Source organism: Pseudomonas sp. NPDC088414 (genome assembly GCF_044753325.1).
GTDB lineage: Bacteria > Pseudomonadota > Gammaproteobacteria > Pseudomonadales > Pseudomonadaceae > Aquipseudomonas.
In genome coordinates, this window is the sequence record NZ_JBIVMY010000018.1 from 81,658 (window position 1) to 105,900 (window position 24,243).

Annotated in this window: 19 protein-coding genes; 10 read left to right on the forward strand and 9 right to left on the reverse strand. The window is 61.8% G+C overall.

The genetic code is table 11. The features are described from left to right. The first annotated feature begins 196 nt into the window (after positions 1-196). The 6 genes from ACIP8I_RS16755 (at position 197) to ilvD (ending at position 7,950) form a co-directional block, all read left to right on the forward strand. Positions 197-736 carry a type 1 glutamine amidotransferase domain-containing protein gene (locus ACIP8I_RS16755; protein ID WP_367086093.1) on the forward strand — a complete coding sequence of 180 codons (540 nt, stop codon included), beginning with the start codon at positions 197-199 and terminating at the stop codon, positions 734-736. A gap of 207 nt (positions 737-943) precedes the next feature. Next, the gene (locus tag ACIP8I_RS16760) at positions 944-2,140 is read left to right on the forward strand and encodes a class I SAM-dependent rRNA methyltransferase (protein WP_007964164.1); all 1,197 of its coding nucleotides are present in this window, start codon (positions 944-946) and stop codon (positions 2,138-2,140) included. Between the two features lie 438 nt (positions 2,141-2,578). Next, entirely contained in the window at positions 2,579-3,652 is a 1,074-nt protein-coding gene (locus ACIP8I_RS16765) for a SagB family peptide dehydrogenase (RefSeq protein ID WP_400762485.1), read from the forward strand. Next, the gene (locus ACIP8I_RS16770; protein WP_400762487.1) at positions 3,649-4,626 is read left to right on the forward strand and encodes a diiron oxygenase; all 978 of its coding nucleotides are present in this window, start codon (positions 3,649-3,651) and stop codon (positions 4,624-4,626) included. Before ACIP8I_RS16765 ends, ACIP8I_RS16770 begins: the two co-directional genes overlap by 4 nt. Then, the gene (locus tag ACIP8I_RS16775; RefSeq protein ID WP_400762489.1) at positions 4,619-5,851 is read left to right on the forward strand and encodes an MFS transporter; all 1,233 of its coding nucleotides are present in this window, start codon (positions 4,619-4,621) and stop codon (positions 5,849-5,851) included. The genes ACIP8I_RS16770 and ACIP8I_RS16775 overlap by 8 nt, the downstream gene beginning before the upstream one ends. A gap of 257 nt (positions 5,852-6,108) precedes the next feature. Then, on the forward strand, positions 6,109-7,950 hold the full coding sequence (gene ilvD, locus ACIP8I_RS16780; protein ID WP_007964170.1) for a dihydroxy-acid dehydratase: 1,842 nt from the start codon (positions 6,109-6,111) through the stop codon (positions 7,948-7,950). A gap of 217 nt (positions 7,951-8,167) precedes the next feature. Here ilvD and ACIP8I_RS16785 read toward each other — a convergent pair whose 3' ends face one another. Further along, the gene (locus ACIP8I_RS16785; protein WP_097088939.1) at positions 8,168-9,223 is read right to left on the reverse strand and encodes a phosphorylcholine phosphatase; all 1,056 of its coding nucleotides are present in this window, start codon (positions 9,221-9,223) and stop codon (positions 8,168-8,170) included. A gap of 241 nt (positions 9,224-9,464) precedes the next feature. Here ACIP8I_RS16785 and ACIP8I_RS16790 point away from each other — a divergent pair, with 241 nt between their 5' ends. Continuing rightward, the gene (locus ACIP8I_RS16790; protein ID WP_400762492.1) at positions 9,465-10,856 is read left to right on the forward strand and encodes an L-cystine transporter; all 1,392 of its coding nucleotides are present in this window, start codon (positions 9,465-9,467) and stop codon (positions 10,854-10,856) included. 114 nt (positions 10,857-10,970) lie between these two features. Here ACIP8I_RS16790 and ACIP8I_RS16795 read toward each other — a convergent pair whose 3' ends face one another. Next, positions 10,971-11,483, reverse strand: coding sequence for a dihydrofolate reductase (locus tag ACIP8I_RS16795; RefSeq protein ID WP_098966109.1), 513 nt, complete (start codon positions 11,481-11,483; stop codon positions 10,971-10,973). Positions 11,484-11,568: 85 nt separating this feature from the next. Here ACIP8I_RS16795 and ACIP8I_RS16800 point away from each other — a divergent pair, with 85 nt between their 5' ends. Both ACIP8I_RS16800 and ACIP8I_RS16805 read left to right on the forward strand, forming a co-directional pair. After that, the gene (locus ACIP8I_RS16800; protein ID WP_400762494.1) at positions 11,569-12,942 is read left to right on the forward strand and encodes a DUF2868 domain-containing protein; all 1,374 of its coding nucleotides are present in this window, start codon (positions 11,569-11,571) and stop codon (positions 12,940-12,942) included. Next, entirely contained in the window at positions 12,935-14,320 is a 1,386-nt protein-coding gene (locus ACIP8I_RS16805; protein ID WP_400762496.1) for a GTPase/DUF3482 domain-containing protein, read from the forward strand. Before ACIP8I_RS16800 ends, ACIP8I_RS16805 begins: the two co-directional genes overlap by 8 nt. A 173-nt stretch (positions 14,321-14,493) precedes the next feature. Here ACIP8I_RS16805 and ACIP8I_RS16810 read toward each other — a convergent pair whose 3' ends face one another. From ACIP8I_RS16810 to ACIP8I_RS16840, 7 genes are all read right to left on the reverse strand, one after another. Further along, complete coding sequence (locus ACIP8I_RS16810) at positions 14,494-15,054, reverse strand: phosphonate degradation HD-domain oxygenase (RefSeq protein ID WP_400762517.1); 561 nt, start codon at positions 15,052-15,054, stop codon at positions 14,494-14,496. Continuing rightward, entirely contained in the window at positions 15,051-16,184 is a 1,134-nt protein-coding gene (locus ACIP8I_RS16815; RefSeq protein WP_400762498.1) for a TIGR03364 family FAD-dependent oxidoreductase, read from the reverse strand. The genes ACIP8I_RS16810 and ACIP8I_RS16815 overlap by 4 nt, the downstream gene beginning before the upstream one ends. A 165-nt stretch (positions 16,185-16,349) precedes the next feature. Continuing rightward, positions 16,350-17,375: a putative 2-aminoethylphosphonate ABC transporter substrate-binding protein gene (locus tag ACIP8I_RS16820; protein ID WP_003229178.1), complete on the reverse strand. Its 1,026-nt coding sequence runs from the start codon at positions 17,373-17,375 to the stop codon at positions 16,350-16,352. A gap of 35 nt (positions 17,376-17,410) precedes the next feature. Then, positions 17,411-19,135, reverse strand: a complete 1,725-nt coding sequence (locus tag ACIP8I_RS16825) for a putative 2-aminoethylphosphonate ABC transporter permease subunit (protein WP_007964185.1) — start codon at positions 19,133-19,135, stop codon at positions 17,411-17,413. Then, positions 19,135-20,211 carry a putative 2-aminoethylphosphonate ABC transporter ATP-binding protein gene (locus ACIP8I_RS16830; RefSeq protein WP_108589207.1) on the reverse strand — a complete coding sequence of 359 codons (1,077 nt, stop codon included), beginning with the start codon at positions 20,209-20,211 and terminating at the stop codon, positions 19,135-19,137. The genes ACIP8I_RS16825 and ACIP8I_RS16830 overlap by 1 nt, the downstream gene beginning before the upstream one ends. Positions 20,212-20,467: 256 nt before the next feature. Beyond that, the gene (locus ACIP8I_RS16835) at positions 20,468-21,331 is read right to left on the reverse strand and encodes a LysR family transcriptional regulator (protein ID WP_041072184.1); all 864 of its coding nucleotides are present in this window, start codon (positions 21,329-21,331) and stop codon (positions 20,468-20,470) included. A gap of 16 nt (positions 21,332-21,347) precedes the next feature. Beyond that, positions 21,348-23,663: a heavy metal translocating P-type ATPase gene (locus ACIP8I_RS16840; RefSeq protein WP_400762501.1), complete on the reverse strand. Its 2,316-nt coding sequence runs from the start codon at positions 23,661-23,663 to the stop codon at positions 21,348-21,350. Positions 23,664-23,747: 84 nt separating this feature from the next. Between ACIP8I_RS16840 and cadR the strand changes: the two genes are divergently transcribed. Next, positions 23,748-24,197, forward strand: a complete 450-nt coding sequence (cadR, locus tag ACIP8I_RS16845; protein ID WP_007964189.1) for a Cd(II)/Pb(II)-responsive transcriptional regulator — start codon at positions 23,748-23,750, stop codon at positions 24,195-24,197. Positions 24,198-24,243 lie beyond the last annotated feature (46 nt).

Genomic DNA, 24,243 nt, shown 5'->3' on the forward strand with positions numbered 1-24,243 from the left:
CGGTGGTCAGCTCTTGGGACATAAGTACACACTCTGGGACAGGCGGCGATTCTAACCTCTAAAAACCGCACGACGACACACCAGTGGGCAATTGTCAGGAACTTTCATTCACGCTCAGGCTTCGGACTTTGTAAGGCCGACCGGACAATCAAGCACCGGCTCGGCGGTAATTTCCCGCAGACTCAGGAGCTTATCGATGGCTACTTCCCTCACTGGCAAACGCGTCGCCATTTTAGTAACAGACGGTTTCGAGCAGGTCGAACTGACCGGGCCAAAACAAGCACTGGAGCAGGCCGGCGCTCAGGTCGACATCCTTTCGGCCGAGGCCGGCAAGGTCAAAGGCTGGAACCACGACAAGCCGGCGGATGACTTCAAGGTCGATCAGACCTTCCAAGGCGCCAGCAGCGAGCAGTACGACGCGATCGTCCTGCCGGGCGGCGTGCAGAACTCCGACACTATCCGCATCGATCAGGACGCCCAGCACCTGGTCAAGACCGGCGCCTCCGCCGGCAAACCGATCGCGGTGATCTGCCACGGCAGCTGGCTGCTGATTTCCGCCGGGCTGGTCAATGGCAAGACCATGACCAGTTTCAAGACACTCAAGGATGACCTGGTGAATGCCGGCGCCAACTGGGTCGATAAAGAAGTGGTCAAGGACGGCCACCTGATCAGCAGCCGCCAGCCGGACGATATTCCGGCGTTCAGCCGTGAGTTGATCGACGCGCTGTCGGCCTGACCCGCCTCTGTGGCGAGGGAGCTTGCTCCCGCTCGGCTGCGCAGCAGTCGCAAGCCCTGCCAACCGGTTCTTCCTGATGAATCGAGTGGCATGAATTGGGGCCGCTTCGCAGCCCGGCGGGAGCAAGCTCCCTCGCCACATGTCCAGCGCTGAACCTGCACACGCATCAACACGGTATACTCCCGCTCTTTTTTCCGGAGCGACGTCATGTCCCTGCCTAGCCTGCGCCTCAAAGCCAACGCCGACCGTCGCCTGCGCAACGGCCACTTGTGGGTCTACAGCAACGAAATCGATGTGGCCGCCACGCCACTGCACGGCTTCAAGGCCGGCGATCAGGCGATCCTCGAAGCCGCGGGCGGCAAGCCGCTGGGCATCGTCGCGATGAGCCCGAACAACCTGATCTGCGCGCGCCTGCTGTCGCGTGACATCAAACTGGCGCTGGACAAGTCGCTGCTGGTGCACCGCCTGAACGTGGCCCTGTCGCTGCGCGAGCGTCTGTTCGACAAGCCATTCTACCGCCTGGTCTATGGCGACTCCGACCTGCTGCCGGGTCTGGTGGTCGACCGTTTCGGCGACATCCTTGTGGTGCAGATCGCCTCGGCGACCATGGAAGCGCACAAGGATGACGTGATCGCCGCACTGACCCAAGTGCTCAAGCCAAGCGGCATTCTGTTCAAGAACGATTCCGCCGCCCGTGATGCCGAAGGCCTCAATCGCTACGTCGAAACCGTGTTCGGCCTGGTACCGGAGTGGGTGCCCCTGGAAGAGAACGGCGTGAAGTTCGAAGCGCCGGTCATTGGCGGCCAGAAAACCGGCTGGTTCTACGACCACCGCATGAACCGCGCCCGCCTCGCACCTTACGCCAAAGGCAAACGCGTCCTCGACCTCTATAGCTACATCGGTGGCTGGGGCGTGCAGGCTGCCGCGTTCGGCGCCAGCGAAGTGTTCTGCGTCGACGCATCGGGCTTCGCCCTCGACGGCGTCGAGCGTAACGCCGCGCTGAACGGCTTCGCCGACAAGATGACCTGCATCGAAGGCGACGTCTTCGAAGCGCTGAAGGAACTCAAGGCCAGCGAAGAACGTTTCGACGTGATCGTTGCCGACCCGCCAGCGTTCATCAAGCGCAAGAAAGACATGAAGAACGGCGAAGGTGCCTACCGTCGTCTGAACGAGCAAGCCATGCGCCTGCTGACCAAGGACGGCATTCTGGTGAGCGCTTCGTGCTCCATGCACCTGCCGGAGGACGATCTGCAAAACATCCTGCTGACCAGCGCCCGTCACCTGGACCGCAACATCCAGATGCTCGAGCGCGGCGGTCAGGGTCCGGATCACCCGGTACACCCGGCCATCGCCGAGACTCGCTACATCAAGAGCATCACCTGCCGCCTGCTGCCGAACAGCTGATCGGCCCATGAACGGGGAGCCTGCGGGCTCCCCGTTTGCCTAACGACGATGCAATGTCGTCGAATCCACTTCCTTTTCCTACAACAAACTTCCTACCTGTACGCAGGACATTTCCCTGCGCGTTAAATTTCAAGAGTTAAAACTTACAAGCCCGCCTTTGCAACACGCCCACTCCGACAAAATTAATAGAAATTTCCTACCCAAGTATCGCTTGCCAATAATTCATTACAACCTATTATTAAGTTGTCACCACGACGGTGACACTCACTCTCAATGAACAAGGAGTTCATACTTATGAAAGCAATTACTCTGGAAACCAACCAAATCGCAAACCTGGCCTTCCTGGTTGCGCCTAAAGCCCGCTAAGTGAGCCAGAACGCTGGGGAGTGCCGGCACCCCAGCGTTCTTTCGACCCTTTTCCAGAGTGATCAATACAACATGCACATCAATCCTTATTTATTCATATTGCCGCGCACACCCGGACAAATTGTCTGGAACTATAAAGATCATACCCAACATGAACTTGACCTGACTTATTCTTGTCGACTTGCACAACTTATCAACAACCCGGAACAGTTCGACAGACGCAACATAATAGACTCACAACTTCTGAACGCGGGCATATTAACCGTTGCAAAAATAGACAGTCCGCCATGGGGCTGGGATGAATTGTCGAAGATTTATCATATCGGCACCCAGAACATTCCCTGCGAACAGATACCCCAGAATATTCAAGAGTGGTCCAGGCAATACCTGAACCATTGCAGCGCTGTGCTGACCACACCGGCACCCGCGCAAGATCGCCCGATCCATCAAGACAAACCTCTGATCACCCTGCCCGCCTCTGCGGCCCTGACCGTCGCCAGCCTGGGCAATGTCCTGCGTCTGAGAAAAACCTGCCGCTCATTCACTGGCGCAGCGATCACCCTCAATGACGTCGGGACGCTGCTGTATCTCTCGCTGGGCTTTCTTCGCCATCGCGACAATGACCGCGACGAGAGCATCGCCGAAGGACTCGGCGCCCGTCGCAGCAGTCCTTCAGGTGGCGGGTTGAATGCCTGTGAAGGATTTCTTCTGGCGCGCAATATCGAGGGCCTGGAACCCGGCCTCTATGCCTATCACCCGGCAGAACACGCACTGAGCCGAGTCAACCCATTGCCCGAACCCGCGCTCGGTCATTTGCTGGCGGGTCAGCACTTCATCAACAATCTGCCGCTGGGTCTGTTCATCACCGCTCGTTTCGACAAGCTCTGGTGGAAGTATGAACACTCGCGCGCCTATCGCATGGCGTTCGTCGAGGCCGGTCACTTGTCGCAGACTTTTCAACTGGTGGCCACGGCGCTGGGCCTGGGAACGTGGCTGACCGGGGCCTTCGCCGATCGTCAAGTCGAAGCCCTGCTCAAACTCGAAGGCAGCGCTGAACAACCGTTGTTCTTTGTCGGCTGCGGTGCCAGTGACGGTCAGGCGATGTGTCAGGAAATGCGCGACCTGTTGCTGGAGACGCGTCCATGAGCGCGCCAACCGCGGATCAGCCCGAAGCGCCCGAGTCCTGGGCGCTTCGATTCACCCTCGGCGACTGGAACAACCACGCTTCGGTACGCACCAGCCGGCACGACTACCAGTTGCCGGCAGACCTGCCGTTGCAACTGCAAACGCGCTTCTGGTTTCCGCCGGCATTCCTGCCGTACCTGTCCCACCCGGCCATCGAAGCCGCAGGCAGCAGGGTCATGCATCGGCTCGCAGCCAGTCACCTGGTGCACTTTCTCGACTACACCACGCTGCTTGAGCACCGCATCGTCAACCGCGCCGTGGAAACCATCGTCCACGGCGAGTTACCCGCATACATTCCTTCACGGATGAAAACCGCCGCGCTGCAGCTCTATACCGACGAGGGTTATCACGCGCTGTTCTCCCATCGTCTGGCCGAACAGATCGCCGAACTGCATGGTTTCACCGGTCGTCCGCAGATACCGCTGCGCATTACCCGCCTGACCGGTCAGATCGCCCGAACGCCGGAAAGCAAACGCCCGCTGGCATGGTTTCTGCTCGGTTTCGTTTCGGAAACCATCATTGCCCGGGAGCTGCTGGATGTATGTCGGGAAACGCTGGTCAGCAGCGTGAATGACATGTTGCGCGACCATCTCGCTGATGAAGCGCGCCACAGCCGGTTTTTTTCCGAGGTCTTCCACTACCTCTGGTTGACCCTGAACAGCCGCCAGCGCGCCTTCGCGGCCAGAACCTTGCTGAAGACCCTGGCGACCTTCTTCGAAGTCGACGAGCAATGGCTGCACCAAAGCCTGCGCCGCGCCGGCATTGGCGAAGGCGCAATCAAGGAAATCCTCGACAGCCTGACCAACGAACAGGCCAGCCGCCAGCGTGCCCGATCCGGAGCCACGGCTACGCTTGCTGCACTCGAAAAAGCCGGATTCTTCGCGCTACCCAACAACCGCAAACTTTTCGCCAAGGCAGGACTGATCGATGCTTGAAGGAAGAACGGTGGTAACGATTCGACAACGACGCGGGGCGATCAGCCTGCTTTTGGCCATGGTGCTGCTGGGGGTGTTTCCGCTGGATGTACTGCTGCCGTCTTTCCCGGCGCTGGCCGAACACTTCGCCAGCACCCCGACCGACATTGCCCTGTCGATCAGCCTGTTCGCGGTGGGCATTGCCTTTGCCCAACTGCTGATCGGGCCGTTGTCCGACGTTATCGGGCGCAAGGGCTTGTTGCTCGCCGGCATGGCTGTCTCGATCCTCGGCGCCATCGGTTGTGTAATGACCAGTGACTACATGCTGTTCATGACCTTTCGCATCGTGCAGGCCATCGGTTGTGGCTGTTTCGTCCTGTCACAGGCGCTGGTGCAGGATCTGTTCGAGGGCGCCGAGCGTGATCGTCTGCGGATCCTGATGGTCACGGCATCCGGGATCTTCATCTCGATCTCGCCGCTGGCCGGCACCTTTCTGCAGGCGACCCTGGGCTGGCGTGGCAGTTTCTGGCTGTTCATCGCTCTGGCAGTGGTGGTGTTGCTCAAGGCCTGGCTGTTTCTGGACGGTGGTCGGCCCGCCGTCAAGGCTACACCGCTCAACTTTCTCCGCACCTATCGACGGGTGCTGGGGGATTTCGAGTTCGTCGGCTACTGGTTGATTTCGGCTTTCGCATTCGCCTGCCACTTCTCTTTCATCGTCATTTCGCCGCTGATCTTCATGGATCAATTGCAGCTCTCAGCCTACGACTTCTCGCTGATCCTGCTGATCTACGGTGCGGCCTATGTCACTGGCGGGATCGTCGCCACGCTGTTGAGCCGGCGAATCTCGCCCGGACAGCAAATTGTGGTCGGGCTGAGCCTGATCCTGCTGGCGGGGCTGGTGATGCTGTTCATGGCCAGGCACCTTGCGCTCTCGGCGGCCACGGTGCTGATTCCGATGTTGATCTGCACCGCCGGCACCACCATCGCACGCCCCGCAGCCACGTCGCGGGCCATGAGCCTGTTTCCCGAGAATGCCGGCACCTCGGCTTCGGCAGGCAGTACGATCGTTTTCATCTGTGGTGGCTTGATCAGCGCCTTGATCAGCCTGAGCCCAAGCAACCTGCAAGCCACCCTCGGCTACTGTTTTGTCCTGCTCAGCTGCATCGCGCTGGCGTTGAACAAGCGGATCAGCCATCGCGCCAGCATCATCGAGAACGGCGCCGTCACGCCCTCTGGCAGCGATTGAGCCTGCCGGTCGTCATGCCACACGCACCGTCGGCACTGGAACAATGCTTTGCGCCATTCCCTCCAGACGCCAGCGGTGTAGAATCGGCTGATTCATCGCCATTCATCCCCCGGCGGGTTTATGAGCTCAGGCTGAGGCAAGCGGCGATCCCGCAAAGTCATCGGCAACATCCAGGACACACGGCCATTTCTGAGTGTTCCAGACGTCAATAGAAGCTCACTCCCTTTTGATACCTGATTAGCCGCCCGGAGTGCTCCATGCCAGATTACCGCTCGAAAACATCCACCCACGGCCGCAACATGGCCGGCGCCCGCGCACTGTGGCGTGCCACCGGGATGAAAGATGACGACTTCAAGAAGCCGATCATCGCCATTGCCAACTCCTTCACCCAGTTCGTGCCGGGCCACGTGCACCTCAAGGACCTCGGTCAACTGGTTGCCCGGGAAATCGAACGTGCCGGTGGCGTCGCGAAAGAATTCAACACCATCGCCGTGGATGACGGCATCGCCATGGGTCACGACGGCATGCTGTATTCGCTGCCGAGCCGCGAGATCATCGCCGATTCCGTCGAATACATGGTCAACGCTCACTGCGCCGACGCCATCGTCTGCATCTCCAACTGCGACAAGATCACCCCGGGCATGCTGATGGCGGCCCTGCGCCTGAACATTCCGGTGATCTTCGTTTCCGGCGGCCCGATGGAAGCCGGCAAGACCAAACTCGCTTCCCACGGCCTCGACCTCGTCGACGCCATGGTGATCGCCGCCGACTCCAGCGCTTCTGACGAGAAGGTTGCCGAGTACGAGCGCAGCGCCTGCCCGACCTGCGGTTCATGCTCCGGCATGTTCACCGCCAACTCGATGAACTGCCTGACCGAAGCCCTCGGCCTCGCATTGCCGGGCAACGGTTCGACCCTGGCCACCCACAGTGACCGCGAACAGCTGTTCCTGCAGGCCGGCCGCACCATCGTCGAGCTGTGCAAGCGCTACTACGGCGAAAACGACGAATCCGTGCTGCCGCGCAACATCGCCAACTTCAAGGCGTTCGAGAACGCGATGATGCTCGACATCGCCATGGGCGGCTCGACCAATACCATCCTGCACCTGCTGGCTGCTGCCCAGGAAGCCGAGATCGATTTTGATCTGCGTGACATCGACCGTCTCTCGCGCAGCGTGCCGCAACTGTGCAAGGTCGCGCCGAACATCCAGAAGTACCACATGGAAGACGTGCACCGCGCTGGCGGCATCTTCAGCATCCTCGGTTCCCTGGCCCGTGGCGGCCTGCTGCACACCGACCTGCCGACCGTGCACAGCCGCAGCATGGAAGAAGCCATCGCCAAGTGGGACATCACCCAGACCACCGACGAAGCCGTGCATCACTTCTTCAAGGCCGGCCCGGCGGGCATCCCGACCCAGACTGCGTTCAGCCAGTCGACCCGCTGGGAAACCCTCGACGACGACCGTGAAAACGGCTGCATCCGCAGCTTCGAGCACGCCTATTCGAAAGAAGGTGGCCTGGCCGTGCTGTACGGCAACATCGCTCTCGACGGTTGCGTGGTGAAAACCGCCGGCGTCGACGAGTCGATCCACGTCTTCGAAGGCAACGCGAAGATCTTCGAAAGCCAGGACAGCGCGGTGCGCGGCATCCTCGCCGACGAAGTGAAGGAAGGCGACATCGTCATCATTCGCTACGAAGGCCCGAAAGGCGGCCCGGGCATGCAGGAAATGCTCTACCCGACCTCGTACCTGAAGTCCAAAGGTCTGGGCAAAGCCTGTGCGTTGCTCACTGACGGTCGTTTCTCTGGCGGTACTTCCGGCCTGTCGATCGGCCACGCTTCGCCAGAGGCTGCGGCCGGTGGCGCGATCGGTCTGGTGCAGGACGGCGACAAAGTGCTGATCGACATCCCGAACCGCTCGATCAACCTGTTGGTCAGCGATGAAGAACTGGCTGCGCGCCGGGTCGAGCAGGACAAGAAAGGCTGGAAACCGGTCGAGCAGCGTCCACGCAAAGTGACCACCGCCCTGAAGGCCTACGCCCTGCTGGCGACCAGCGCCGACAAGGGTGCGGTGCGTAACAAGGCGATGCTCGACGGGCTGTAAGCGTCGAATCGCCGAAACAAAAATGCCCCGCCAAGTGCGGGGCATTTTTTTGCCTGATGCTTGCAAACCCGATCCCCTGTAGGAGCTGCCGCAGGCTGCGATCTTTTGAAAAACCACCCCATGTAGGAGCTGCCGAAGGCTGCGATCTTTTGATCTTGTTTTTAAGGGCAAGATCAAAAGATCGCAGCCTTCGGCAGCTCCTACAAGGATTGTGGGGTTACTGGATTTCCTCGGGTTTAACGATCACCCAGTTCTTGTCCGCCGTCACCGGCAACCCTTCCTTGGCTTGCGCCGCTGCATGCTTGGCCATCATGCCGTTGAGCTGGGTCATGTATTTGTCCTTGCGGTTGACCCACAGGTGAATGCCACCCTTGGCTACATCCACATCGTGGAACAGCATGTAGCCGTCGCTGCTCGGCGTATCGCCACCGACCAACACCGGTTTTTTCCACTCGTCGATGTAGGTCAGGATCGCCGCGTGTTTGCCAGCCATCCAGGTTGCAGGAGTCCACAGGTACGGGGTCAGTTCGAGGCCGAGGTTGGCCTTCTCGTCATACTTGCCGGCGGTGATCTGCTTGCGCGCAGTGGTCAGCTCGCCGGTTTCGCGGTTCTTCAGCAACGTGGTCACGCCGATCACGTTCTGCGGTTTGACGTTGTAGCCGTACTTCGGATCGGCCGCGACCATGCGCACCAGCTCTTCGGAAGCGGCAGTCATCACGTAGACCTCGATGCCGTTTTCCATCAGTTTGTTGTACAGCTCGGCCTGGCCGGTGAAGACCTTCGGCGGCTGCACGTCGATGTTCTTCACTACATCGCCTTCGTAATAAGTGGCCGGCACCGGTTTGCCCGACGCCATCAGCTCATCGACGTAGCCCTTGAGTTCCTTGAGAGTGAAGCCGGAGAACACCTGCGCTACCCACGGGTAGCAGACCATGTCGTCGACTTCACACAGGCGATAGTAGTAACTGAACAGGCTTTCCTTGTGGTCGGCGGTGTCCTTGAACGGCATCAGTTTCAGCGAGGGATCGAGTTTGTCGCGGGTGATCAGGCCCTTGTTTTCCATGAACGGCAGCAAGGACTCTTCGAGGTCGTAGCGGTAACTGGTGTTGTCCATGTCGAACACCGCGTAGTTACCCTTGTTGGCGTTGGCGGCGATCATCGCGTCGAGTGCCTTGGCCTGATCCGCCGGCCAGTGCTTCAGGTCGGTGGCGAATGCATGAGCGGCCAAGCCCAATCCAAGAACCACAGCGAGCATTTTCGGTGCGAACTTCATCGGCGTTTTCTCCCTGACTGAAAGACATCGACGCTAACAAATAAGTGTGACAGTCCTCGTCTGTCAGCGACCGCTTACGTCTCCTCAACGCCAGTTGCATTGCCGAGAGCGACAAGCGCTTATTCCAAAAACGACGGACAACCTGCGATTTCGGTATTAATTCATTGGAAATCAAACTGTTAGGCTTGCCGGTTCGCAGTTGCCCAAGAATGCGACTGGCACAAGTCTTATCGGAGTCTTCATGAATCTGCCGCTGATCCTCAATCTGCTGGTGTTCCTCGCCCTGCTCTTCGGTCTGGCGCAAACCCGCCACACTACATGGAGCCTGGCGAAAAAAGTCCTGCTCGCGCTGGTGCTCGGTGTAGCGTTCGGCGTCGCCCTGCACACCGTTTACGGTGCCGGCAACCCGGTACTGAAAGCCTCGATCGGCTGGTTCGATCTGGTCGGCAACGGTTACGTGCAGTTGCTGCAAATGATCGTGATCCCGCTGGTGTTCGCCTCGATCCTCAGCGCAGTCGCGCGTCTGCACAACGCCTCGTCGCTGGGCAAGATCAGCTTCCTGACCATCGGCACCCTGCTGTTCACTACCGCGATCGCGGCGCTGATCGGTATCGGCCTGACCAACCTGTTCGGCCTCACCGCCGAAGGCCTGGTCGCCGGCACGCAGGAAATGGCCCGTCTGCAAACCATCCAGACCGACTATGCCGGCAAGGTCGCCGACCTGAATGTGCCGCAGCTGCTGCTGTCGTTCATTCCGCAGAACCCGTTCGCCGACCTGGCCCGGGCCAAGCCGACCTCGATCATCAGCGTGGTGATCTTCGCCGCGTTCCTCGGGGTCGCGGCGCTGCAACTGCTCAAGGATGATGTCGAGAAAGGTCAGAAAGTGATCAACGCCATCGACACCCTGCAAGCCTGGGTGATGCGTCTGGTGCGTCTGGTGATGAAGCTGACCCCGTACGGCGTGCTGGCGCTGATGACCAAAGTGGTGGCCGGTTCCAACCTGCAGGACATCATCAAGCTCGGCAGTTTCGTCGTGGTTTCGTACCTCGGTCTGGGCCTGATGTTTGTCGTGCATGGCCTGCTGGTGTCGGCCGCCGGGATCAACCCGCTGCGTTTCTTCCGCAAGATCTGGCCGGTGCTGACGTTTGCGTTCACCAGCCGCTCCAGCGCGGCGAGCATTCCGCTGAGCATCGAAGCGCAGACCCGTCGTCTCGGCATTCCGCAATCGATCGCCAGTTTTGCGGCCTCGTTCGGCGCGACCATCGGCCAGAACGGTTGCGCCGGTCTGTACCCGGCGATGTTGGCGGTGATGGTTGCGCCAACCGTGGGCATCAACCCGCTGGATCCGCTGTGGATCGCGACGCTGGTGGCGATTGTGACTTTGAGTTCGGCCGGTGTGGCCGGGGTCGGTGGCGGCGCGACATTCGCGGCACTGATCGTGCTGCCGGCGATGGGCTTGCCGGTGTCGCTGGTGGCGCTACTGATTTCGGTTGAGCCGCTGATCGACATGGGTCGTACGGCGTTGAACGTGAGTGGTTCGATCACCGCCGGTGCGATTACCAGTCAGATGATGCAGCAGACCGATAAAGCACTGCTGGATTCGGATGAGCATGCGGAGCTTGCTCAGGCCTGACAGCAACACACACTTGTGGTGAGGGAGCTTGCTCCCGCTGGGTTGCGAAGCGACCCCAACATCTTGGGCCTGCTGCGCAGGCCAGCGGGAGCAAGCTCCCTCGCCACAGGTTAATCAAGCCTTTTCCCAGACTTCGAAGTTGTACGCGGGCTTGTCGCCCTCAGCCGGATTCGGCACGTTCGACACCAGCTTCCACTGGTTCAGATCGAACTCCGGAAACCACGCATCGCCTTCCGGGCTAAGCGCCACACGGGTCAGATACAGACGATCGGCCTGCGCCAGCCCTTGCGCATACAACTGCGCCCCGCCAATCAGCATCAACTCATCGACGCCCTGCGCTTTCGCCCACTCTTCGGCGCGCACCACCGCGGCTTCCAGCGACGGATAAACCTCCGCGCCCTCCAGCAGCAGATCTGGCTGACGGCTGACCACGATGTTCAAGCGCCCCGGCAGCGGACGACCGAGCGAATCCCAGGTCTTTCGACCCATGATGATCGGCTTGCCGAGGGTCGTGGCCTTGAAGTATTTGAAGTCCCCCGGCAGGTGCCAGGGCATGCTGTTGTCGACGCCGATCACGCGGTTTTCACCGAGGGCTGCGATCAGGCTGAGGGGGAGTGATTTAGTCATGCCGGCGAGGATACCAGAGCCTCGCTTGACCCGATAAGCGCCACAGCGGTTATGCTCACTGCTCAATTGAGCAACGGAATGGCGCGTGACTGAACTGACTCCACTGCAAAACCTCTGGCTGAGCGAAACCATCCGCCTGCGCGAGGAACACGCAGGTCCCCTGGAGGATCTGGAAGCCAATCGTCTGGCCCGCGCGGCCGGCGGCGATCTGCCGGGCCGTATTCAGCGCCGCGCCGTGTGGCTGGCCGAGCGCGACGGGCTGAGCGCAGCACTCAGGCACTGGCTGCAAGGCGCGCGTCTGGCGCTGGTGCTGCTGGTGATTTTCGCGCTGCTGAGCGGCGCCGGGCTGGCCTTCGCCGCACTGAGCCAGACGCCGGTGAATGTGTTCTGGGCCTTGGGCAGCCTGCTGGGGCTGAACCTGATTCTGCTGCTGAGCTGGGCGCTGGGGCTGGTCTTTGCCGGCGAACACGGCGCCACCCTCGGCCGATTGTGGCTGTGGCTCAGTGAAAAACTCGCCCGTGACGCGAAAGCTGCGCAACTGGCGCCGGCCCTGCTGCTGATGTTGCAACGCAGGAAACTCAATCGCTGGGTCCTCGGTACACTGGTCAATGGCCTGTGGTTGCTGGCGATGCTCAGCGCACTGGTGCTATTGCTGACGCTGATGGCGACCCGGCGCTACGGCTTCGTCTGGGAAACCACAATCCTCAGCGCTGACACTTTCATCAACATGACCCAAGCCCTCGGCGCGCTGCCGGCGCTGCTCGGCTTCAACGTGCCGACCGTAGAGATGATCCGCGCCAGCGGCGGCGCAGCGCTGGACATCGAAAGCGCACGCCAGGCCTGGGCAACCTGGCTGGTCGGCGTGCTGGTGGTCTACGGCGTGCTGCCGCGCCTGCTGCTGGCCGCGTTTTGTTTCTGGCGCTGGAATCGCGGCAAAGCCGCGCTGACCCTGGACCTGAACCTGCCCGGTTATGCCCAGTTGCGCGAACGCCTGATGCCCACCAGCGAACGCTTGGGCATCAACGACGCCGCACCGCAGCAGTTGCATCGGGTCGAAAGCAGCGTCAGCGAACACGCCAGCGACGGCGCCCTGCTGGTCGGCATCGAACTCGACGATCAACGCTCGTGGCCGCCGGCCCTGCCGAAAACCGTGAGCAACGCCGGAATCCTCGACAGCCGCGAATCGCGCAACAAACTCCTGGAACAACTCAGTCGCTTCCCCCCGGCGCGTCTGCTGATCGCCTGCGATCCACGACGCTCGCCGGATCGCGGCAGCCTCGCGTTGATCGCCGAACTGGCGCGCAACGCCGGCGCCACCCGGGTCTGGCTGTTGCAAGCACCGCCCGGTGAAGCGCTGGACAGCGCCCGCCTCGGCGACTGGCATGTGGCGCTGCAACAACTGGAGCTGCCGTTCGCCGATTGCGCGCCGATGAACTGGCTGGAGAACGGTCATGACTGATGCCCACAAAGCGCCGCTGAAACTCGCAGTGGTCGGCCACACCAACGTCGGCAAGACTTCGCTGCTGCGCACCCTGACCCGCGACGTCGGCTTCGGCGAAGTCTCGCACCGCCCGAGCACCACCCGGCATGTCGAAGGTGCGCGGTTGTCGGTGGACGGCGAGCCGCTGCTCGATCTGTACGACACGCCGGGGCTGGAAGATGCCATCGCCCTGCTGGATTTCCTCGAGCGTCTGGAGCGCCCCGGCGAACGCCTCGACGGCCCGGCGCGACTGGCGCGGTTTCTCGACGGCAGCGAGGCGCGCCAGCGTTTCGAACAGGAAGCCAAAGTGCTGCGGCAACTGCTCGCCTCTGACGCCGGTCTGTATGTGATCGACGCCCGCGAACCGGTGCTGGCCAAGTATCGTGACGAACTCGAGGTGCTGGCCAGTTGCGGCAAACCGCTGCTGCCGGTGCTGAATTTCGTCAGCAGCGCCAACCACCGCGAACCGGACTGGCGCGAAGCGTTGGCGCGGCTTGGCCTGCATGCGCTAGTGCGGTTCGACAGCGTTGCACCGCCGGAAGATGGCGAGCGGCGCCTGTACGAAAGCCTCGCGCTGCTCTTGGAAAACGCCCGTCCGCAACTGGAACGCCTGATCGCCGATCAACAGGCCCAGCGTCTCGCCCGTCAGCAAAGTGCGGCGCGCCTGATCGCTGAACTGCTGATCGATTGTGCGGCGTGCCGGCGCAGTGTGGTCAGCGAGGCCGAGCAGGAACAGCAAGCGATCAGCGAACTGCGCAAAGCCGTGCGTCAGCGCGAACAGAAATGCGTCGAGGCGTTGCTCAAGCTCTACGCGTTTCGCCCGCAGGACGCGGCGGCCAGTGACTTGCCGCTACTGGATGGACGTTGGGGCGATGACCTGTTCAACCCGGAAACCCTGAAGCAACTCGGCGTGCGTGTTGGCGGCGGAATTGCAGCAGGCGCTGCAGCCGGGGCTGGCGTGGATTTGCTGGTGGGCGGGATTACCCTCGGTGCTGCAGCGCTGGCCGGGGCGATTGCCGGCGGCGCGCTACAGACCGCGCGCAGTTATGGCAGTCGCCTGCTGGGCAAGATCAAGGGCCAGCGTGAATTGACCGTGGATGACGGGGTGTTGCGGTTGTTGGCGCTGCGTCAGCGGCAGTTGTTGCTGGCGCTCGATCAGCGCGGGCATGCGGCGATGGACGCTGTCCAGGTCGCCACACCGCAGGACAAGACCTGGCGCGAGGGCAAGTTGCCGGATGCGCTGAGCAAGGCCCGGGCGCATCCGCAATGGTCTTCGCTCAATCCGCATGCGAAGTTGAATCAGGCGGAGCGGCAGGAGCAGATTGAGGCGTTGGTTGATCGGGTGCTTGAGCTTTAGATCGCGACCCCCTCACCCCAGCCCTCTCCCCCAAGGGGTAGAGGGGGAAGGGAGCAGATCTTCTGGCTTTTCAAAATCTGAGTTCGACTGGATATTTCAGATCGATGTAGGGCCCAAGAACAACACGGTCGGCTCCCTCTCCCTCCGGGAGAGGGCTGGGGTGAGGGTTGCAATCACTCAGCCGACAACAAAACCTCAGCCTTGCGCTTCAGCACACCCAAATCCATCACCGGCACCGCCCTCTCCTTGGCCATCTCATCCCACTGGCGCATGCGCAAGCTGACGGCACACAGCGGATCGCGCTCAAACACATCCGCCTCGGCCTCCGTCATCACCCCGCCCTGATATTCCAGCGTCCGGCGACTCGCTTCACTCAGGCGTTCGAAATACCCCGGCTCACGCAGCGTCAGATACCGCTTGGCCTGTACGTGATACTCCACCAGCCGTGCCATGCGTTCGCTGAATCCGGCCTCACGCAAATAGTCCGCACCCAGTCGTTCATGGCTGACCACGCCATAACCGCCCATGTTCTCGGCCCCCTCGGCACACAAATGGCCGATGTCATGAAAGAACGCCGCCAGCACCACTTCGTCGTCAAAGCCTTCAGCCATCGCCAACTGCGCGGCCTGAGACATGTGCTCGATTTGCGACACCGGCTCGCCGATGTAATCGCTGGTGCCGAAGCGCTCGTACAACCCGAATACCCGAGCGACGACTTGTTGGTGATCCATCAGATTTCCTCCAGCAGCTGCGCGACATTGCGTTCGGCCAGTGCCGGGCCGACGCTCATGCCGACGCCGGTGTGCATCAGCGCCACACTCAGCCCCAGGGCCGGGCGCAGCAACGAAAACGGTCCCGGCCCCCGTGCACCATAGACGCCCTGCCAGCGCTCGACCACCTGCACCTTGCAGCCCAATGTGTGCTCGGCCAGTTCGAGCATCCAGTTGTCGACCTGCTCGGCATTGAACGGCGACGGATCGCTGCCGTAATGGTGCGAGTCGCCGATGATCAGCTCGCCATACGGCGTCGGGCTGATCAGCAGGTGAATGCCGTTGTCGTGCAGGTGCGGTTGCTCGCGCAGGATTTGCGCCTGCACCGCCGCCGCTTGCGGCAAATCGGCGAAGGCGCCGTAGTGCACGCAGCTCAGACCGGTGAGCAAGGCGTGTTGCAGATTCAGCTCGATTTGCGGTTTGGCGCGGAGCATTTGCAGGCGGCAGATCTGCGGGTCGAGCGCGGCAATTGGCTCGGCCAGCAGGGTCTGATAATCGTGGCCGGAGCAGACGATGATCTGCTTCGCCGTGTAACTGCCGGAAGTGCTGTGCAGGTGCCCCGGTTCGACGTCGCGCACCAGCGTACTGAAGTGAAACTCGACACCGAGGTCGCGGCGCAGATAGTCGATCAACGCGGGGATTGCTTCGCGCGAGTACAGCTGTTGATCGTCGAGGCCGTGCAATGCGGCGCGGTGGTGGCTGAACTGGCCGTGGTACAGATCACGCAGTGCGGCGCCGCGCAGCAAGTCGACGTTATAGCCGTGTTCCACGGCGCGACCGGCGCAGAACGCTTCGAGCAGTTGCTCTTCGGCTTCCGTGCGAGCGAACAGGTACGAGCCGTTGCGCTTGATCTTGAGACCAGCGAGTTGCGCCCAGCCGCCCCAGATCTCGCGGCTGGCTTTGGCGAGTTCAAGCATCTGGCCCGGCGGCTGGCCGGTGACCAGCGCCTGACCGAAGTTGCGCACCGAAGCGCCGAGGGGCGTGGCGGTGCGTTCGAAAACGCTGACCTTGAGGCCGCGTTTGGCGGCGGCGTAGGCGTGGGACAGGCCGAGGATGCCGGCGCCGACGATCAGCAGGTCTTTGTGTTGGGTCATAAAAGCAATCTCGCTTTTGTAGCGAGGGAGCTTGCTCCCGCTCGGCTGCGCAGCAGTCGTAAATTCAGCAGACGCGGAGTGCCTGACACTACTCGTTTGCAGAATTTGGGACCGCTTCGCGCTCCAGCGGGAGCAAGCTCCCTCGCCACAGGCTGTGTGAGTCAGTTACTTGGCAACGACTTTCTCGGACTTGCCGTCATACCGCTTGCGCCACTCGGTGAGGATCTCGTCACGGTTCTTCGAAGCCCAGGCAAAGTCGTTCTTGATCAGGCGCTGCTCGTAGTCGGCCGGCAGTTCGGTCTGCGGCTTGGCGATGCCCGGCTGGGCGAGGACGGCGAAGTTTTCCTTGTACAGATCCATCGCCTCGGCACTGGCGGAGAAGTCCGCGAGTTTTTTCGCCGCGTCTTCATGCGGTGTGCCTTTGATCACCGCAGTGGCTTCGATCTCCCAGCCCAGGCCTTCCTTCGGCAGGATGATGTCCAGCGGCGCGCCCTGGCGTTTCAGCTGTACGGCCGGGTATTCGAAGGAAATGCCGATCGGGAACTCGCCCGCCGCCGCCAGTTTGCATGGCTTGGAACCGGAATGAACGTACTGGCCGATGTTCTGGTGCAGACCGTCCATGTAGGCCCAACCCTGCTTCTCGCCAAAGGTTTGCAGCCAGGCGCTGACGTCGAGGAAACCGGTGCCGGACGACGCCGGGTTCGGCATGACGATCTTGCCCTTGTACTCAGGCTTGGTCAGATCTTGCCAGCTCACCGGTTTGCTCAAGCCCTGCTTCTCGGCTTCGACGGTGTTGAAGCAGATGGTCGCGGCCCACACGTCCATGCCGACCCAGGCTGGCGGGTTGGCAGCATCGCGGTAGTTCGCGCCGATCTTGCCCAGATCCTTCGGTGCGTAGCTTTGCAGCATGCCCTGCTGGTCGAGGATCGCCAGACTCGAAGCGGCCAGACCCCAGACCGCGTCAGCCTGTGGACGGGCCTTTTCGGCCAGCAGTTTGGCAGTGATGATCCCGGTGGAATCGCGCACCCACTTGATCTCGACGTCCGGGTTGGCCTTCTCGAACGCGGCTTTGTAAGCGGTCAGTTGCTCGGCTTCGAGGGCGGTGTACACCGTCAACTCGGTTTTTGCCGCGAAGGCATTCAGGCTGAAAGTAGCGAGCACAGCAGCGGCCAGGGCCATAGGCTTGAACATGATCGTTTTCCTGTCTTGAGTTGAGGTTGTAAAAATCAGTGACCGGGCGCGGTTTGCCGCCAGGCCTGGGAGCGGCGCAGCAAGCCGCGCGAAGCCCACGCCAGCAGCAAGGACACGCCTGCCGAGGTGAACAGAATCAGGGTCGACATCGCTGCCGCGCCGCCGACGTTGCCGGCGTCATCCATGTTCAGCACCGCCACCGCCGCGAGGATGGTGTCGGGGCTGTAGAGGAAGATCGCTGCGGAAACAGTGGTCATCGCCGAGACGAACAGGTAGCGCACGATGTCCAGCAGCGCCGGCAGGCAGATCGGCACGGTGACGCGCAGGTAGTGGCGGTACAGCGGCGCCTTGAGCGACAGCGCGGCGGCTTCGAACTCGGCGTCGAGCTGGCGCAGCGCGGTGGTCGCGGTCATTTGCGCAGTGGTCAAATAGTGCGCAATGGTGCAGACGATCAGCAGGGTCATCGTGCCGTACAGCACGTGCAGCGGGTTGCCGCTGAGGTTGAAAAAGAAGACGTAACCCAGACCGAGCACCAGCCCCGGCACTGCCATCGGGATGAAACTGAGCATGCGCAACGTCAGGTTGAGGCCGCGCTGGCTGCGGGTTTTCTCCATCAGGTAAGCGCCAGTGAAAATCAGCACGCTACCGATCAACGCTGTACCCAACGCCATCTTCAAACTGTTGCCGTAGGCCAGCCAGCCACCGCCGGCAGTCTCGTTGAACTGGTAGTGATTGAGCGACAGCGACAGGTTGTACGGCCAGAACTTCACCAGCGACGAAAACACCGCCATGCCGAACACCAGCAGCAACGCCGCGCTGATCAGCAAAACAATCGCCAGATAGCAGGCATCGCGCAATTTCGACGGCGCTGGTTTGAACACTTGAGCGCGGCCGCTCATGGAGTCGCCGTGACGACGACGCAGCCAGGCATCGACCCCAAAGCTGAACAGCGCCGGCAGCAACAGCACCATGCCGATCAACGCGCCGCGACCGAATTGCTGCTGGCCGACCACGGCTTTGTAAGCCTCCAGCGCCAGCACTTGATAGTCGCCACCGACCACCACTGGCACGCCGAAATCGGTGATGGTCAGGGTGAACACCAGACAGAACGCAGCGAATACAGCCTGGCGAGTCGCCGGCCAAGTGATGCTGCGGAACGCCTTGGCCGGACTGGCACCCATGCTCGACGCCGCATCGAACAGCCGCGCATCGGCCAGCGACAACGCCGACAGCAGAATCATCAGCGCATGCGGAAAGGTGTAAATCACCTCACCCAGCACAATGCCCCAGAAACCGTAGATGTTGTCCGAGAGCAGCCCGCGCAACATGCCCTGATTGCCGAACAGATAGACCAATGCGATACCCGGCAGCATCGACGGCGCCATCAATGGCAGCAGGGAAATCCCGCGCCAGATGCCCTTGGCCGGAATCAGTGTGCGTTGCAGAGCGTAGGCAAACAGGTAGGCCAGCGGTACGACGATGGCCGCAACGCTGAGGGAAACCTTCAGGCTGTTGCCGAGCAGCCAGTGGAAATTCTCGCTGCTCACCAGCTCCTTCGCGGCGAGCCAGCCACCGCCCTGCCCGGCCTCGCTGCTGAAGCCACGCCAGAAGATCGCCAGCAACGGCAGCAGCACAGCGACACCGAGCAGTAACAGCAGCAGGAGTTTGCCGCCGAGGACGAAGATCCGGTCACCGACCTCGGCCCCGGACACTCGCCGCGCCTGCTTGTGCGGTAGCGGCAGTGCGATGTTCGCGCTCATCAGGCAAACACCTGCAGGCTGCGCGGTGGCAAGGCGACCATGATCTGCTGGGCACCGAGGCGCGGCATGGCTTCCGGCGCCAGTTCGGCGAGCAGCGAATGGCCCGGCAATTGGTCGAGTTCGAAGCTCATGCGGCAGCGATTGCCGAGGAAAGTGATCTCACGGACTTTCGCAGGGAACAGGTTTTCTTCGTGCACCAACGGATTGACGCTGATTGCTTCCGGACGGCAGAACAGTCGGCCCGAAGCGCCACTCACGCTGCCATCGGCCAGACGCACATCCATCCCGCCAACCCGGGCGTGACTGGCGCTGCTACGCTGGAACGGCAGCCAGTTGCCCTGCCCGACGAACTCGGCCACGAACGGCGTGGCCGGGCGGTTGTAGATTTCCTGCGGGGTGGCGTACTGCTCGACGCGGCCGTTGTTCATCACGGCGATGCGGTCGGCCATCAGCATAGCTTCGTCCTGATTGTGCGTGACCATCAGGGTGGTGATGCCGAGGTTGCGCTGCAGTTGGCGCAGTTCGGTGCACAGATGCTCGCGGACTCGGGCGTCGAGGGCCGACATCGGTTCATCAAGCAACAGCAGCGACGGCGCCGGGGCCAGGGCGCGGGCGAGCGCGACTCGCTGTTGCTGGCCGCCGGACAGTTGGCCCGGGTACTTTTTCTCACTGCCGCTGAGGCCGACCAGTTCCAGCATCTGCCCGACGCGACGGCGCACTTCGTCACGACCACTGCCGGCGAGGCCGTAGGCAATGTTCGCTTCGACGGTCAGATTGGGGAACAGCGCGTAGGACTGGAACAGGATGCCGTAGTCCCGGGCCTGCGGCGCGAGGTGCGAAACATCGCGGTCGCCGAGGTACAACTCGCCGCTGTCCTGCTTCTCCAGCCCGGCGATGCAGCGCAGCAGCGTGGTCTTGCCGCAGCCCGACGGGCCGAGCAAACACACCAGTTCACCGGCCGCGACATCGAGGGAGACGTTATCCAGTGCGGTGAACGCGCCGAAGCGCTTCTGTACGCCGCGCACTTTCATCGGCGCACCGGGGTTGGTCAGGGCAGTTGCGATGGCAGGATTCATGGACAGACCTCATCAAGCAGATGGGGCCAATCCTAGAGTTGTAATGCGTCCGTCATGTGGCAGTGAGGCAAAAACGGCCGATAGTGGTATTCGGGGATTTTGGTTCAGGCCTCAAGTCATGTGTTGCCTGGTCTGGCCTCATCGCTGGCAAGCCAGCTCCCACAAGGATCTTCAGTGAATGCAGATTTTGTGAACACCTGAAATACCTGTGGGAGCTGGCTTGCCAGCGATGGGGCCAGTTCGAGCAGTGAAGAAATCAGGCCGGGGACATTTCCTGAGCCAAGCCGAGGAAGGCCGCCGGCAACCGCGCCCCCTTGCGCTCCTTGAGGCAATACAGGTACTCGGGAATCTGCGGCGCATTCTCGATGGTCAGCACCCGCAGTTGCGGATCATGCGGCACTTCCTGGCGGGCAATGATGCTGATGCCGATATTGCGCAGCACCGCCTCGCGGATCGATTCGCGGCTGCCGATCTCCAGCAACGGGCCGAAACTGACCCCGGCGCTTTCCAGCAACTCCTCGGTCAACCGGCGGGTGGTCGAGCCGGATTCGCGCATCAACAACGTATGCCCGGCCAGCGCACTCAACGCCACATGCTCCTGCGCCGCCAGCGGATGGTTGCGATGCACCGCCAGCACGAGTGGATCGCTACCCAATACCCGGCGAATCAAGCGCGCATCCTCAAGCAACTGCGACGAGGCCGCGACATCGACCCGGTAATCCTCCAGCGCTTCAAGCACCTGCTGCGAGTTGCCGATTTCCACCGACACTTCCACCTGCGGCAGGCGCTCGCGGAAGGTCTTCACCAGATCGAGGATGTAATACGGCGCAGTGGCAGCGATACGCAACGTGCCCTGCACCTGACCGCTGTTGCGCAGGAAGAACTCGATGTCGGCCTCCTGCTGCAACAGCGCCTTGACCATCGGCAGCAGTCGCGCGCCTTCATCGCTGACACTCAGGCGCCGACCGCCACGGTAGAACAGCTCCACCGAATACTGGCTTTCCAGGTTGCGGATCTGCGTGGTCACGGTGGGTTGGCTGAGGCCGAGCTTTTTCGCCGCCAGCGTGATGCTGCCCAGGCGGGCGACCATGTAAAACGCTTTCAGCTCGGCACTCAGCACAACCATCCCTCATCGTTTATTTGCGCAGCAGGCGCAAACCGTTGAACACCACCAGCAGGCTCACGCCCATGTCGGCGAACACCGCCATCCACATGGTGGCGAGCCCGGCGAAGGTTACCCCAAGAAAGATAGCCTTGATCACCAGGGCCAAGGCGATGTTCTGTTTCAGGATGCTGGCGGTATTGCGCGACAGGCTGATGAACGCGGGGATCTTGCGCAGATCGTCGTCCATCAGGGCGACATCGGCGGTTTCAATCGCGGTGTCGGTGCCGGCGGCCGCCATGGCGAAACCGATTTCGGCGCGGGCCAGCGCCGGGGCATCGTTGATGCCGTCGCCGACCATGCCCACCCGGTGACCCTGTGCATAAAGCGCTTCAATGGCTTGCAGCTTGTCGGTCGGCAACAAGTCGCCCTTGGCCTGGTCGATGCCGACTTGCGCCGCAATGGCTTGCGCGGTGTGCACGTTATCGCCGGTGAGCATCAGGGTTTTCACCCCGAGGGCGTGCAACTGGCGGATCGCTTCGCGGCTGCTTTCCTTGACCGTGTCGGCCACGGCGAACAGCGCCAGCGGGCCGGAACTGTCGAGCAGCAACACCACGGACTTGCCCTGCTTCTCCAGCGCAAACAGCTTCTCTTCGAGTTGCGGCGAGCACAGGCCCAGCTCTTCAACCAGACGGTGGTTGCCCAGGTGATAGGTCTGACCGTTGACCTGGCCTTTCACGCCGCGACCTGCCAGCGCTTCAAAGTTATCCACACTGAGCACGGCGAGGTTTTTATCCACAGCCGCATTGGCAATCGCCAGCGACACCGGGTGGTCGGAACGCCCGGCCAGCGCGGCAGCGATTGCCGGAGCAGTGGCGTCGGCGGTCGGATCGAGCGACAGGTAATCGGTCTGCACCGGTTTGCCGTGAGTGATGGTGCCGGTCTTGTCCAGCGCCAGGTAGTCGAGCTTGAAACCGCCCTCCAGGTACACGCCGCCCTTGACCAGAATGCCCTTGCGCGCCGCCGCTGCGAGGCCGCTGACGATGGTCACCGGGGTGGAGATCACCAGCGCACACGGGCACGCCACCACCAGCAACACCAGCGCACGGTAGATCCAGTCAAACCACACTGCGCCCATGAATAGCGGCGGAATGATCGCCACGGCCAGCGCCAGCACGAACACCACCGGGGTGTAGATTTTCGAGAACTGATCGACGAAGCGCTGCGTCGGGGCGCGCGCACCTTGCGCCTGCTCGACGGCGTGGATGATCCGCGCCAGGGTCGAGTTGTTCGCCGCCGCAGTCACCGTGTACTCCAGCGAACCGGCCTGGTTGATGGTGCCGGCGAAGACTTTGTCGCCGATGGTTTTCTCCACCGGCAGACTTTCGCCGGTGATCGGTGCCTGGTCGATGGTCGAGCTGCCGCTGACGACTTCACCGTCCAGCGCGATACGCTCGCCGGGTTTTACCCGCACCCGGGCGCCGATTTCGACGCTTTTGACCTCTTGTTCGATCCAGTTGCCGTCGGCCTGCTGCACCGTGGCCTGTTCCGGGGTCATCTGCATCAGACCGCTGATGGCATTGCGCGCACGATCCAGCGAGCGCGCTTCGATCAGCTCGGCCACGGTGAACAGGAACATCACCATCGCCGCTTCCGGCCACTGCCCGATCAGCACCGCGCCGGTCACCGCGATGCTCATCAGCGCGTTGATGTTGAGGTTGCGGTTCTTCAGGGCGATCCAGCCCTTTTTATAGGTGGTCAGGCCGCCGCTGAGGATCGACACCAGCGCAATGATCGCCACCACCCAGGTCGGCGCAGCGTTGGTGAAGTGGATCACTTCCGCCGCCAGCGCACCGACACCGGACAGCGCCAATGGCCACCAGTGTTTTTTCACCGGGGCCGAGGCCGGGGCTTCGACGCCCGCCTCCAGCGGTTCGGCGTGCATGCCTAGGGACGCGATCGCCTCGGTGATCGGCGCGGTATCCGGCAGGTTGTGGGTCACGCCGAGCACGCGATTGATCAGGTTGAATTCCAACTGCTGCACGCCGGCCAGTTTGCCGAGCTTGTTCTGGATCAGTGTTTGCTCGGTCGGGCAGTCCATCGCTTCGATGCGGAAACTGCTCAGTCGGGCGTCAGCGCTGGTTTTCTCGCTCAGTTGCACCAACGCAGGCGCGGCAGCTGTCGACGAGCAGCAAGAATCTTCGTGCGAATGAACCGGTGCCGGTGCTGCGGCTTTCGACGCGCAGCAGGAATCGCCGCCATGTACGTGCTTATGCACAGGTTGCAATTTATGGCTGTGGCTATGATCGTGCCCGTCGCCGGGCTTGTGGTTGTGCTGGGAATCGCTCATTGGTCGCGTCCATGAAGGTGCCTGTTGCCAAGTAAAGACCCTGTAGCCACTATAGGGTCAAGCACCCATTTGGAGATGGCCGTCATGAAGATCGGCGAACTGGCGAAACTCACCGACTGCGCCGTGGAGACCATCCGCTACTACGAGCGCGAAAACCTCCTGCCGGAACCGGCGCGCAGCGACGGCAACTATCGCGTCTACACCCAGGCCCACGCCGAACGCCTGACCTTCATCCGCAACTGCCGCACCCTCGACATGACCCTCGAAGAGATCCGCAGCCTGCTGGCCATGCGCGACAGCCCGCAGGATCAGTGTGCAAGCGTGAATACGCTGATCGACGAACACATCCAGCATGTGAAAGCGCGGATTGATGGCTTGCTGGCGTTGCAGACACAACTGCTCGACCTGCGCCAACGTTGCGGCGAAGGGCCGGGGGCGGATCAGTGCGGGATTTTGCAGCGGCTGGAGGTGAGTGGCGGGGTTGTGGCGACGGAGGTCGAGCATTCCCACGTAGGCCGCAGCCACGGCCACTGACAACACCACAAAATATTGTGGGAGCTGGCTTGCCAGCGATAGCGGT